Source organism: Actinomycetes bacterium (genome assembly GCA_035506535.1).
Taxonomy (GTDB): Bacteria; Actinomycetota; Actinomycetes; order DATJPE01; family DATJPE01; genus DATJPE01.
This window is the reverse complement of record DATJPE010000029.1, coordinates 104855-118157: the sequence shown is the minus strand read 5'-3', so window position 1 is coordinate 118157 and position 13303 is coordinate 104855. Positions and strand designations below refer to the sequence as shown.

Below are 13303 nucleotides of genomic sequence, written 5' to 3'. Positions count from 1 at the left end.
CCCCGGCCGGCGCCAAGGTAGCGTTCGAGCATGGGTGCGAACACCCCAGACCCGGCGGCGGGTCCGGAGTCGCGGTGGGCCGATCTGGACGGCCCCGTCCACTATGTCGACCACGGTGGTCCGTCGGATGCTCCGGTGCTCGTGTGCGTGCACGGCCTGGGCGGATCCCTCGTCAACTGGGCGGCTCTGGCCCCCCTGCTCACGCTGCGTTGCCGCGTCCTCGCGCTCGACCTCGCCGGCTTCGGCCACACGGTTGGTGGTTCGCGGTCGACGTCGGTCCAGGCGAACCAGCGCCTCCTCGACCGCTTCCTCGTCGAGGTGGTCGGCACGCCGGCCGTTCTGGTGGGGAACTCGATGGGGGGCCTGATCTCCGTCCTGCAGGCCGCCAGGTGCCCGATCACGGTGACCGGACTCGTCCTCATCGACCCCGCGCTGCCCGTGGGGCTGCGGAACCGCCCCGACCCGTGGGTCGCGGCGACGTTCGCCGCACTCGCGGTCCCGGCGATCGGGCGCACCCTGCTGGCCCGGCACCGAAGCGTCACGTCGGCCGAGGTGGCCGCGACGGACTTGTTGCGTCTGTGCTGCTATGACGCGACGCGCGTTCCCCGGCATGTGGTCGACCAGCACGTCGAGCTGGCAGCCCTGCGTCGCGCCTACCCCGACGTCGACGCCGAGCTGCTGACAGCGGCCCGGTCTCTGGTCTGGGTACTGGCGGACCGCCGCCGATACGGCGCGATGCAGCGCGCGATCGACGTACCGGTCCTGCTGCTGCACGGCGATCGCGACCGCCTGGTCCCCGTCAGCTGCGCCCGATCGGCCGCGCGGGCGAATCCCTCGTGGCGGCTCGAGATCGCCCATGACGTCGGGCATGTGCCTCAGCTGGAGGCGCCCGGGTGGACCGCCGAACGCATCCTGGAGTTCCTCGCCGACCACCCCGAGTGCGCGCCGGCGGGCAAGGCGTCAGGCCGACGTCGGTGACGGCCACGGACCGACTGAGCTCCCTCGACGCCGGCTTCCTCCACCTGGAGAACGACACCCAGCCGATGCACGTCGGCTCGGTGCTCCTGTTCGAGGGTCCTGCCCCCGACTACCAGGACTTCTGCGACTACATCGAGTTCCGCCTCGACTCCGTGCCGCGCTACCGGCAACGGGTCCGGCGGATGCCGCTCGACGTGGCGCGCCCCATCTGGGTGGACGACCAGCACTTCTCCCTGGCCTACCACCTGCGGCACACGGCGATCCCGCAGCCCGGCAGCGAGGAACAGCTGCGCCTGCTCGCCGGCCGCGTGATGGGTCAACGCCTCGACCTCGACCGACCGCTGTGGGAGATCTGGCTCGTCGAGGGGCTTCGAGACGGTCGCTGGGCCATCATCAGCAAGGTCCATCACGCGATGATCGACGGAATCTCCGGCAACGACCTCCTCGAGATCGTGCTCACCCGCGACCCCGCCGCATCGGACTCGATCCCACCCAGTACGTGGCGTGCGCGAGCTGAGCCGTCTCGAGTCGAGCTGGCCGCGGCCGGCCTCGCCTGGTCGCTTCGCCTCCCCGGGGAGCTCGGCCACGCCGCCGTCGGCGTCTGGCGCTCCCCGCTCCGGGCGGCACGGGCTGGGGCGATCAGGGCCTACGGTCTGGCTCAGCTCGGCCGCACGGCAGCCCGGCCGACGAGTGTGCTCAACGGTCCGCTCGGTCCGCACCGACGGTGGGGATGGGCCCGAGCGGACCTGGCCGATGTCAAGGCGGTGAAGAACGCAGCGGGCTGCACGGTCAACGACGTCGTCCTCGCCGCGGTGGCAGGCGGCTTCCGCTCCTTCCTGCTGGCGCGCGGAGAGCCCGTCGGCCACGAGGTCATCCGGTCCCTCGTCCCCGTCTCCATCCGCGAGCCCCACGAGCACGGCCGCCTCGGCAACAAGGTGACCGCCATGTTCGCCGAGCTGCCCGTCGGCTCGCCCGACCCCGCCGAGAGGCTACGAGCCGTCGCCCGCCAGCTCGATCGACTCAAGAGCAGCGGGATGGCGGTCGGCTTCGAGTCGATGGTCGCCGCGGCCGACTTCGTGCCGCCCACCCTGATGGTCCTCGGCGCTCGGGTCTCGACCGTGGTCGGCCAGCGGGTGGTCAACACCGTCACGACGAACATCCCTGGTCCGCAGTACCCGCTCTACCTCCTCGGACACCGGCTGCTCGAGATGTTCCCTTACATCCCCATCGGTCAGGGAATCCGGATCAGCATCGGGATCGTCTCCTACGACGGCCACCTGGCCATCGGTGTCACCGGCGACTACGAGGCGGTCCCTGACCTCGACCGGCTCTGCGAGGAGATCGAGACCTCTCTGGCCGAGCTGGTCGCCACCTTCGCTCCCGAATGACGCCTGTCCTGCGGTCCCCATCGGACTCGGCAGGAACCCACGCAAGGCTGGGCGAGGGCCATGGACTCCGAGAAGATGCCACCTGCGAGCCCGCGAAGGTGGGGCGGGCTCGCAGGTGGCGACGCTGTCTCAGCTGTCAGGCGTCGAAGGTGCCGAGGTACTGGCCGAGGGAGGGCCGACCCAGGTGACCTGCCTCCTGCATGATGCCCGGGGTCTCCGGGTCGGTGGCGAACGCCGTCCAACCCTCCTCGTCCCAGTCGAAGATCGCCCACACCCGGTCCTCCTCGATCGGGTCGCGGTAGACCGTGGACCCCTTGGAACCGTGCGACCCACGCTTGTCGGCGCCCTTGGTGCCGTACACCTCGAGGAAGTGGTCCAGGTCCTTCACCTTCGTCGTCGCCAGGATCATCGTGGTCTCCCTTCACTGCCGCGATCGCGATCGGATCAGCGGGCCTCCCAGCACTCTCGGCTGGCTCGCAGCGAATCCTCTGAGGCACCCGCGGTCCCCGGCATGAGGAGATCTCCCCATTTCGGGTCCCCATATGTGATCCGCGGACCCCGATCAACGCGCGTCGGCCGGACCCGCGCGATCCACCAGGTTGCGGTCGAACGCCCATCTGGTTGCCGCGGCGCGGTTCGTGACGCCGAGCTTGGTGTAGATGTGCTGGATGTGGTTGTCGGCCGTCTTCGCCGAGATGAACAGCCGTTCGGAGATCTCGCGCGTGGTCGCCCCTTCCGCGATGAGCCGCAGCACCTGGGTCTCGCGCGCCGTCAACGGGGAGTTCTCCTCCCCGTGCCGGCCCGGCCCCGCGAGTCCGCGCTGGGCGAGCTCGATCTGGTGGAGCGCGTACGTGGCAGCCTCGTGGAGGTCCATCGCGCCGCCGACGCCAGCGAAACGGGCAGACGCCTCCTCGCCCAGCCGGACGTGGAGTCGTTCGCCGAGCTCGGCGAGGGTGGGCACGTGATGCCGGCTGCTCGCTTCGTTGCCCATCGCGCCCACCAGGGTGGCTGCGGCCGCGGGCCGGTCGAGCCGCTCGAACAGGGCCGGGAGGCTGGCCAGTGTGATGACCAGCTGAGACACGGCGCCTGAGCGCAGGAACGCTTTGATGGATGTGCCGAAGAGCGTGAGCGCCTCCTCCAGGTGGCCGTCCGAGGTGTGCAGCAGGGCCGCATCCCGGGCCACGAAGCCCTCGAAGAACCTGATGCCGTCCTTGTCGAGGAGTGCGACGCCCTCGTCCCACACCTCCAGCGCTCGCTGTGGGTCAACCTTCGAGTACGCGAGACCGACGATCCACAGCGTGTAGACCAGCCAGAAGGGGTTCCCGACCTCGCGCGCAGCCCCAAGTGCGGACTCGGTGAGCTCCAGGGCCTCCTCGACCCGTCCAGCCGACTGGAGCCCGTCGACATAGGCGGCGATCCCGTACCCCCGCGCGGGGCCGGGCAGCGCAGCGACATGGCGGGTCAGCTCGATGTAGCGATCCAGGTTCCCGGAGTAGACCTGTCCGAGGGCCTCGATGAACGTCGCGTACCCGGGCTCGCACGACTCATAGCCCTGCCGGCCCTCCAGAGCACTCGCGCGCCGCGCGTTCTCGGCCGCGACCGCAGCACGTCCGACGAAGCAGGCGTACCCGGCAGCGGCGTACAGCCGTGGAAGCCTCCGGACGTCCGCCCGGGTCGCAGCGTCGAGAAGGGACTCAGCCCACCCGATGGTCTCGAACAGCTCGACCGAGAAACCCATCAGCGCGGCGTGCGCGGCGACATCGGCGGCGACCGCGACGTGACCACGATCGACGCTCCACTGGAACGCGACCCGCAGGTTCGCCAGCTCGGTCTGCACCCAGTCGACCTCGCTGCGCCACGAAGGGCCGTTCCACTGCGCCCAGCGCCGGGTGGCTTCTCGTGCGAAGTGCGCGGCGTGCCGATCGCGGGCGCCATCGGCGTCGGCGGCCTCGACCAGGCACTCCTGGGCGAACGTGCGGATCGTCTCGAACAGGCTGTACCGGGTACGCGCGGAACCGTGGTGTGCGCGCACCAGGGACTTGCGCACCAAGGAGTCGAGGAGCCGGAGCATCTCGACGTCGTCGGTCGTGTCCGCGACCGCGCACAGCGCAACCAGGTCGAATCCCCCGGCGAACACCGAGGCCGTGCGCAGCGCAGCACGCTCGTCGTCGTTCAACAGGTCGTAGGACCAGGCCATCGCGCGCCGCAGAGTCGTCTGGCGATCGGCAGCGATGTCCGGGCCCGTGAGCAGCCGGAAGCGGTCACCGAGCCGATCCCGAACCTCGACGGCGCTCATCGCCGCCATCCGCGCGGCTGCCAGCTCGATGCCGAGGGGTAGCCCGTCCAGCGCCTCGCAGACCTCGATCACCGCACGCGCGGTCAGCTCGTCGAAGATTCCGAAACCCTGCCGGACCGCGCGCGCCCGCTCCGCGAACAAGGTGACGGCATCCGAGGTCACGCCGCCGTCGACGGTCAGCGGAGGGACCGTCAGGACCGTCTCCCCTGGTAGGGCGAGGTTCTCCCGTGAGGTGGCCAGGACTCGCGGGACATCGGAACGAGCGAGGATCCGTGCGATAGCCGCCGCAGCTGCGGAGATGACGTGCTCGCAGTTGTCGACCACGATGAGCATCCGGCGTCCGGCCACGGCTTCGGCGACCGCGTCGACGACGGCGGCATCGCCCTGGGACGTGATGCCCAGGGCGGCCGCGATCGCGTCGGGGACCGCGACCGGATCCGCCACCGGAGCGAGCTCGACCAGCCACGCGCCGTCGGGAAACTCCTCGGCCAGCCGCGCGCCGACCTCGAGGGCGAGCCTGGTCTTCCCGACTCCGCCGGCGCCGCTGAGCGTGACCAGCTGACGAGAGCGGATCAGCGCGGCCAGCTCGGGTAGCACCACGGCCCGCCCGACGAGGGTTGCGCTGGGGTTCGGAAGGTTGCCACGCCCCGCCCCAAGGCTCACCGGGTCAGTCTGGCACCAGGCTCGGCCACGGCGGCCCGCCGTGGGGCGCCACGGTTCCGGCTCCGCTGGGGACGTCTCCCGGCCAGCTAGTCTGCTCGAGCCGATCCGAGAGGCTGCGATGGACCACCTGACGCTCCTGGCGTACGCCGAGCACGAGCTGAACCGAGTCATCGCCCAGCTCGACAAGGCAGAGCTGGACCTCCCCACCAACTGCCCGCCATGGACCGTCCGGCACCTGGCGAGCCACGCTCTGAAGAACCAGCTGTTCTGGGCGGGCCTGGCCGCGGGCCAGCAGCTGATGACCCTGACGGAGTCCATGGCGGCAGTGCCTTACGAGGGCGACCTGACCCCGATCGCCGCCGAGGTGACCGCCCTGGCCGGGCAGCTGTGGCGCGGCGACGCAGTGCTGACCGCACAGCACGACACACCCTTCGGCGTCCTGCCCGGTGCCGTCGTCGTGGACTTCGCGGTGATCGACGCTGCGGCACATGCGTGGGACCTCTCGGCAAGCGTGGGTCGCGCGATCGAGTTCACGCCGGAGTCGATCCCGGCGATGACCGAGGTGGTCGCACACACCTGCAACGAGCACGCGGTCGAACTGGGCCTGATCAAGCCTCCGACCACACCGCCGATCGATGCCACCGACACGGAGCGACTCATGGCGGACGCGGGCCGCGCCATCACCCGGCCGTGAGCGGTCCCGATCGACGCGACCGTTACCCGACCGCTCGTCCACTGGCGCCAAGAGCCTGACGCCGCGCGGCGTCCGCGCCGGAATCGTCACTCATGGTCTGGGCGGCGACGTCCGCCTCGACGCGACGTCGATATGCGTCGACCTGTGCCTCCCGCTCACGAGCGGACCAACCGAGAGCCGGGGCAACCAGTGCCGCCACCTCGTCAGCAGCGCGGATACCCCCGTCCGGCGTGAGGATCGATGTCCTCGTCCGCCTCGTCAGGATGTCGTCGAGGTGCAGCGCACCTTCGCACGTGGCTGCGTACAGGACCTCGGCAGCGAGATACCGAGGCGATCCGGTGAGCGGTGTCCCTAGCCGAGGGTCCTCCCGGATCAGGTCGAGGAGCTCCACCATGAGGGAGCCGTAGCGACCCTGCAGACGCTGGATCCACTCGACAGCCAGCCCGCTGCTCTGCGAGATCTGGCTCTGGCGTCGCCGCAGCGCAAGGTAACTATCAGCTCCAGCCAGAGGGACGTCCTGCGTGCACGACGGCTGGACAGAGCCGGGAAGTTCTGCGGCGGCGAGGTCGACGGCGTCACGCGCCATGACGCGATAGGTCGTGTACTTGCCACCAGCGACCGTCACCAGCCCTGGAGCGGGCCTGGTCACGGCATGGGTGCGGCTGAGGCGGCTCGTCTGGTCGGACTCGCCGGCCAAGAGCGGCCGCAAGCCGGCGTAGACGCCCAAGACATCTCGGTCAGAGATCGGGGCGCTGAGCAACAGATTCGCCTTCGTGAGGAGATAGTCGATGTCGCTGCGCGTCGCAGCCGGATGGTCGAGGTCGAGTCGCCAGTCCGTGTCAGTTGTCCCGATCAGCCAGACGTCGTTCCAAGGAATGATGAACAGCACACTGTTCTCAGTGCGGCTGATGATCCCGGCATGGCCGTGGATGCGATCGCCGGGGATCACCAGATGCACCCCCTTGGAAGCCCGCACCAATCCCGACTCGTGACCATCACCCAGCAGGCGGAGCACCTCGTTGCTCCACACTCCGGCCGCGTTGATGGTCTGACGCGCCCGGACTTCATGCAGGCTTCCGGTCTCGAGGTCTTCGACGACCGCTCCGCGAACACGGGGACCATCTCGAAGGAATCCCCTGAAGCGCGCCCTCGTGGCGCACAACGCTCCATAGGCAGCCGCGGTGCGCGCGAGCATGAGCGTGTGTCGAGCATCGTCGACCTGCCCGTCGAAGAACCGGATCGCTCCGACAAAGCCATCCGCCCGCAGAGACGGGAACTCAGCCAGCGCGCGTGCTCGGCTGAGATGACGGTGACGCGGTACGTCGCTGTGGAGTCCACCCATCGTGTCGTAGAGCACGAGCCCACTGCCGACATAGGCGCGCTCCCAGACCCGGTGCCGCAGCGGATAGAGGAAGGGGACGGGCTGGGCCAAGTGCGGTGCCAGCTTCGTCAGGGTCAGTCGACGTTCTCGCAGCGCTTCCCCGACAAGGCCGAAGTCCAGCTGCTCCAGGTATCGCAGCCCACCGTGAATCAGCTTGCTTGAGCTGCTCGACGTTCCCGCGCCGTAGTCATGGGCCTCGACCAATCCGGTGCGCAGCCCGCGACAGGTGGCGTCGAGCGCGGTGCCACAGCCGACTACCCCACCGCCGATCACCAGCACGTCGAGGGTCTCGGCGGCCATGTCGGCCAGCGCCCTGCTCCGGCTCTCACGGTTGAGGGGCGGTGGCCAGGTCATGATGTTCACCTCCGTCTCAGGGGCGGCGCGCGGTTCCTCACCGCCAGGCAGCGGTCTTGTCACCCCTTTGTGACACAGTCGTTATGACCATAGTCTTGACCTTTGCATGCGCATGCACAACCTTGTGACCACGTTCACGCCCAGCGGGGGCGGGACTCGGGCAGTCGATTGGCACCCAGCCGACTTGGCGTCAGGAGAAGGGCATGGGACGCATGCGCATATCTGGTCCACACGTGGTCGCGGTCTCGTCCGCAGCGATTCTCGCCCTGAGCCTCGCTGCCTGCAGCAGCAGCTCATCGAGCGGCGGCACCTCGACCGGGGGTTCTTCGGGTGGCGGTTCCTCGACCGGGGCTTCCGCCGCCGGCGGGTCTTCGAGTGCATGCCAGCCAAGTGGTGGAACGGTCAATCTGACGTTCTCGACGTGGGTTCCGGGCATGGACAAGGTGGTCGCCGTCTGGAACAAGCAGAACCCGGACATCCAGGTGAAGGTGAACGAGGTCGCTGCCGGTAACTCGGGCACCTATCAGAACTTCACCAACGCCCTGAAGGCGGGAACGGCTCCCGATCTGGGACAGATCGAGTACGACACCCTGCCGAACTTCCGCCTCCAGAACGGCTTGAAGAACATCGCGTCGTGTCCGGGTGTCGCGGATGCCAAGAGTGCCTTCGTCCCGTGGACGTGGTCACAGGTCGACTTCAACAGCAGTGACGGGGTCTACGCCATTCCTCAGGACAGCGGTCCGATGGCGCTGTTCTACCGCAAGGACATCTTCGACCAGTTGGGCCTGAAGGCACCGACGACGTGGGATGAGTACGCTTCGGATGCGGCGAAGATCCACGCCGCTGACCCTCAGCGCTACATCACCTTCTTCTCGCAGAGCGACCCCAACTGGTACACCGGACTGTTCTGGCAGGCGGGAGCTCAGCTCTTCAACGAGACCGCCAACGGCGTCAAGGTGACGATCTCGCCCAACTCTGACGTCGACAAGGTCAACTCCTACTGGCAGGGCCTCATCGACAAGCACCTCATCGCCACCAACCTGCAAGGTTTCTCCACCGAGCTGTACAAGGCGTGGAACGACGGCGACGTGGTGAGCTGGATCAGCGCGGCCTGGGGGTACAGCACGATCCGCGACAACGCGCCGGCAACCAGCGGCAAGTGGGCGGTGGCTCCGATGCCTCAGTTCACGGCCGGCTCCAGTGCCGCTGGTAACTGGGGAGGTTCCTCCACGGCGGTCTTCAGCAGCAGCAAGCACCCCGCCGAGGCGGCCAAGTTCGCGATCTGGCTCAACACCAATCCACAGGCACTCACGTTGGAGAACAAGCTGGGCGGCCTGTATCCGGCCGCGACGGCCGGTCTCGACCTCCCGTCCCTTCAGCAAGGTGTCCCCTTCTATGGGAACCAGCCCATCTTCGACGTCTTCAAGAGCGCGAGCGCCGGGGTCAACGAGAACTTCGAGTGGGGACCGACGATGACGGACACCTACGCGGCGCTGAAGGACGGGATCGTGAACGCCCTGTCCGGGAAGGGCACACTGGACGACGCCACCAAGTCGGCGCAGACCAAGACCGTGGCGTCGCTCAAGGCACAGGGAATCACGGTCACCCAGTAACCCTCGGCAGGCTTCGCAAGGCGCCGGGCCCAGCACTGTTGGGCCCGGCGCCGGAGACGGAGAATCGATGACTGTGCAGGGGCTATCGGTGGAATCCGCCGCAACGGGGCGTTCCTCAGGCAAGCCTCGTGTAGGCCTCGCCCCTGTGATGTTCCTGCTGCCCTTCCTGATCCCCTTCGTCTTGTTCTACGTGCTGCCGATCGTCTATGCGTTGTGGCGCAGCCTGCACAAGATCACCCGCACCGGAGGCCTGTTCGGTGCTGCGCACGAGCAGTTCGCAGGGCTGTCCCAGTTCCGCGCTGTGTTCCACGATGCGGACTTCCGATCCAGCGTGGTCCGGGTTCTCGTGTTCGGGGCTGTTCAGATCCCCGTGATGCTCGTGACGGCGTTGGTCCTAGCGCTCCTGCTCGACTCGACGTTGGCGAGGTTCCGGCGGACCTTCAGGATCGCGTTCTTCCTGCCCTATGCCATCCCCGGGGTGATCGCGGCCCTGATCTGGGGATTCATCTACAGCCCCAACCTGTCCCCCATCGTCAGCGCACTGAACAAGATGGGATTCCATCCCCAGTTCCTGAGTTCGCAGCTGGTCCTGTGGTCGATCGCCAACGTCGTCACGTGGACCTACACCGGGTACAACATGCTGATCATCTACTCGGCGCTGCAGGCGATCCCACAGGAGATCTACGAGGCGGCGAAGCTTGACGGTGCGGGCAACTGGGCGACCGCGACCCGGATCAAGATCCCGAATGTGCTGCCGGCCATCGTCTTGACCGCGGTCTTCTCCATCATCGGGACGTTGCAGCTGTTCACCGAGCCGATCGTGTTCAGCAAGATCGCGACGACCATCACGTCGACCTACACCCCCAACATGGTCGTGCTGAACGCCTCCCAGAACAACTACGACTACGCCGCGGCGTTGTCGGTCACACTGGCGATCGCGACGTTCGTGCTGTCCTTCGGCTTCCTCAAGCTGACCCAGCGGCGGGCCGGCTCGTGACCATCGCCACCACGCCGTCCTCAGCCGAGGCCGACCACCAGAGGGAATCACCTCACAGGCGACGGAGCGCGGTCCAGGACAGCCCGTCCAGCGTGGCCGTGGCGGTGGCCTTCCTGATCCTCATGGCCACCTATTTCTTGATTCCCGTCTATGTGCTGCTCACGGCCGCGACGAAGACGCAGTCACGGCTCAGCCAGGGTGGTGGGCTGTCGCTGAGCACCCACCTGCTGTCCAATATCGAGTCGCTGTTCACCGAGGACGGCCACATCTTCTTGTACTGGGTCGTCAACAGCGTGATCTACGCCGTCGGCGGCGCGGCGATCGGCACCCTGTTGGCCTCCATGGCGGGGTACGCGTTGGCCAAGTACTCCTTCCCCGGCCGAGAGCTGATCTTCAATGTGGTGCTCGGAGGCGTGCTCGTCCCCGCGACGGCGCTGGCCCTGCCGCTCTTCCTGTTGTTCGCCCACGTGCACCTGACCAACACCTACTGGTCGGTGTTGTTGCCGTCGATCGTCAGCCCCTTCGGGGTGTATCTGTCCCGCCTGTTCGCCTCCGCGGCCGTGCCCGACGAGCTGATCGAGGCCGCGCGGCTCGACGGTGCCGGAGAGTTCCGGATCTTCTGGCAGATCGCCAGACACCTCATGGGTCCGGCGTTGGTCACGATCTTCCTGTTCCAGTTCGTGGTGATCTGGAACAACTTCTTCCTTCCGCTGATCATGCTGCAGAACCAGAAGCTGTTCCCCGTGACTCTCGGGCTGTACACCTGGCAGTCGCAGGTCTCGCGCTCCCCGGAGCTTCAGGTGCTGGTCGTCGTGGGGTCGCTGATCTCGGTGCTACCGCTGATGATCATGTTCCTGGCGCTGCAGCGCTTCTGGCGCAGCGGGCTCTCGGCCGGGGCGGTCAAGTAGTGGACCGCGTCACTGGGCGGCTGGGCGGCCTGGCCTACGGAGGGGACTACAACCCGGAGCAGTGGTCGCCCGAGGTGTGGCTGGAGGACATGTCTCTCATGGGGCAGGCCTCGGTCAACCTCGTCACCGTAGGAGTCTTCGCCTGGTCCCTCGTCGAGCCCCATCCCGGCGAGTACGACTTCACCCTCATCGACCAGGTCCTCGAACTCGCCCACCGGAACGGGATCCACGTCGACCTGGCCACCGGCACCGCCTCGCCGCCCCCGTGGTTCACCAGGATGCACCCCGACGCCATGCTCGTCGACTCCGAGGGAACGCCACGCAGCCACGGGGCGCGTCAGGCCTACTGCCCCTCATCGCCCGCGTTCAGGGAGGCGGCCGCTCGGCTGTGCTCACACATGGTGGACAGGTATGGCGACCACCCGTCAGTGGTCCTGTGGCATGTCTCCAACGAGTACGGCGACCACAACTACCACTGCTACTGCGACGTCTCCGCCCAGTCGTTCAGGACCTGGCTCCAGCACCGATATGGATCACTGGCCGAGCTCAACCGTGCGTGGGGCACGGCTGTGTGGAGCCAGCACTACGCGGACTGGGCCGACGTCATGCCGCCTCGCTCTGTCTCGTACAAGTCCTTCGCCAATCCGACGCAGCAGCTGGACTGGTGGCGGTTCAGCTCGGATGAGCTGCTCACGTTGTTCCAGGCGGAGGCAGCCATCATCCGCGCGGGCAGCTCCTATCCGGTGACCACCAACTTCATGAGCTTCTTCAAGCCGGTGAACTACCAGAAGTGGGCTTCCTCGGTGGACATCGTCAGCAACGACGACTACCTCCTCTACACCGACCCGCACCCTGAGCAGCGCACGGCCATGGCCGCAGACCTCATGCGTTCGCTGGCGGCGGGGAAGCCGTGGCTGCTCATGGAGCACTCCACATCCGCGGTGAACTGGCAACCACGCAACCTGGCCAAGGCGCCTGGTGAGATGCGCCGCAACTCCCTGCAGCACATCGCGCGCGGTGCCGACGGTGCGCTGTTCTTCCAGTGGCGAGCCTCGACCTTCGGTGCCGAGAAGTTCCACAGCGCGATGCTGCCCCACGCGGGAACCGACTCGAGCATCTGGCGGGAGGTCTGCCGGCTCGGCGCCGACCTGCGGCACCTGTCTCACGTCGCCGGCAGTGCCGTGGAACAGCCACGAGTGGGGATCATCCTCGACTGGGAGTCATGGTGGGCTGCCGAGCTGGACTCCCATCCCAGCATCGACGCCACCCCGATCAGCCAGATCCGGCGCTGGTACGGCGCCTTGTGGGAGCGCAGTGTGGTCGTCGACTTCGTCGCACCGACCGGTGACCTGAGCAAGTACGACCTGCTCATCGCCCCATCCTGGTATCTGGTGAGCGACGACGACGCTGGGAGGATCAGCGACTTCGTCACCTCCGGCGCAACCCTGGTCCTGACCTACTTCTCAGGGGTTGTCGACGAGAACGACCACGTCCGGACCGGGGGTTACCCGGGGGCCTTCCGCGAGGTGACCGGCCTGGTCATCGAGGAGTTCGCGCCCCTGCTGGCCCACCAATCGGTCCGGCTCACCGATGGCGGCACCGGTTCGGTCTGGACCGACCGTGCACGCGTCACCACAGCGGAGGTGCTCGCCCGGTACGCGGATGGGCCGGCCGAGGGCTCCCCCGCCATCACGTTCAACACGGTCGGCGAGGGCGCCTGCTGGTACGTGGGCACCGAGCTCGACGATTCGGGCTTGACGCGCTTGGTCGAGACGGTACTCACGAGAGCGGGGATCCCGATGTCCACGCATGCTGCCGGCGTGGAGATCGTTCGTAGAGCCTCGCCGGAGAACAGCTATCTCTTCGTGCTCAATCACACCGCGGGGGAAGTGCTGGTCGAGGCGCGCGGTCATGAGCTGCTCGACGACCGCAGCGTGCAGGGGACGCTTCGCGTCGCACCCGGTGGCTGTGCGGTCGTGCTGGAGCAGCCACCGCGGCAGTGAGGGATCCTGCGGTCGGTGCGATGACAGC

10 protein-coding genes are annotated in these 13303 nt (G+C 67.7%); 7 read left to right on the top strand and 3 right to left on the bottom strand.

Translation table 11 applies throughout. The features are described from left to right. The first annotated feature begins 30 nt into the window (after window positions 1-30). Both VMI11_04050 and VMI11_04045 read left to right on the top strand, forming a co-directional pair. On the top strand, window positions 31-978 hold the full coding sequence (locus tag VMI11_04050; protein HTY71580.1) for an alpha/beta hydrolase: 948 nt from the start codon (window positions 31-33) through the stop codon (window positions 976-978). Continuing rightward, window positions 975-2366 carry a wax ester/triacylglycerol synthase family O-acyltransferase gene (locus VMI11_04045; protein ID HTY71579.1) on the top strand — a complete coding sequence of 464 codons (1392 nt, stop codon included), beginning with the start codon at window positions 975-977 and terminating at the stop codon, window positions 2364-2366. Before VMI11_04050 ends, VMI11_04045 begins: the two co-directional genes overlap by 4 nt. Before the next feature lie 136 nt (window positions 2367-2502). On the opposite strand, the gene VMI11_04040 is transcribed toward VMI11_04045, so the two are convergent. Then, window positions 2503-2775 carry a hypothetical protein gene (locus tag VMI11_04040; protein HTY71578.1) on the bottom strand — a complete coding sequence of 91 codons (273 nt, stop codon included), beginning with the start codon at window positions 2773-2775 and terminating at the stop codon, window positions 2503-2505. A 153-nt stretch (window positions 2776-2928) separates the two neighbouring features. Beyond that, window positions 2929-5325, bottom strand: coding sequence for a LuxR C-terminal-related transcriptional regulator (locus tag VMI11_04035; protein ID HTY71577.1), 2397 nt, complete (start codon window positions 5323-5325; stop codon window positions 2929-2931). 118 nt (window positions 5326-5443) lie between these two features. On the opposite strand from VMI11_04035, the gene VMI11_04030 reads away from it, so the two are divergent. Continuing rightward, on the top strand, window positions 5444-6019 hold the full coding sequence (locus tag VMI11_04030; protein HTY71576.1) for a TIGR03086 family metal-binding protein: 576 nt from the start codon (window positions 5444-5446) through the stop codon (window positions 6017-6019). Window positions 6020-6041: 22 nt separating this feature from the next. On the opposite strand, the gene VMI11_04025 is transcribed toward VMI11_04030, so the two are convergent. Further along, window positions 6042-7754, bottom strand: coding sequence for a glycerol-3-phosphate dehydrogenase/oxidase (locus VMI11_04025; GenBank protein ID HTY71575.1), 1713 nt, complete (start codon window positions 7752-7754; stop codon window positions 6042-6044). Window positions 7755-7957: 203 nt separating this feature from the next. Between VMI11_04025 and VMI11_04020 the strand changes: the two genes are divergently transcribed. From VMI11_04020 to VMI11_04005, 4 genes are all read left to right on the top strand, one after another. After that, window positions 7958-9367, top strand: a complete 1410-nt coding sequence (locus tag VMI11_04020) for an extracellular solute-binding protein (GenBank protein HTY71574.1) — start codon at window positions 7958-7960, stop codon at window positions 9365-9367. A 148-nt stretch (window positions 9368-9515) separates the two neighbouring features. Further along, entirely contained in the window at window positions 9516-10364 is an 849-nt protein-coding gene (locus tag VMI11_04015; GenBank protein HTY71573.1) for a sugar ABC transporter permease, read from the top strand. Between the two features lie 122 nt (window positions 10365-10486). Then, window positions 10487-11272, top strand: a complete 786-nt coding sequence (locus VMI11_04010) for a carbohydrate ABC transporter permease (protein HTY71572.1) — start codon at window positions 10487-10489, stop codon at window positions 11270-11272. Beyond that, window positions 11272-13275, top strand: a complete 2004-nt coding sequence (locus VMI11_04005) for a beta-galactosidase (GenBank protein HTY71571.1) — start codon at window positions 11272-11274, stop codon at window positions 13273-13275. Before VMI11_04010 ends, VMI11_04005 begins: the two co-directional genes overlap by 1 nt. Window positions 13276-13303 lie beyond the last annotated feature (28 nt).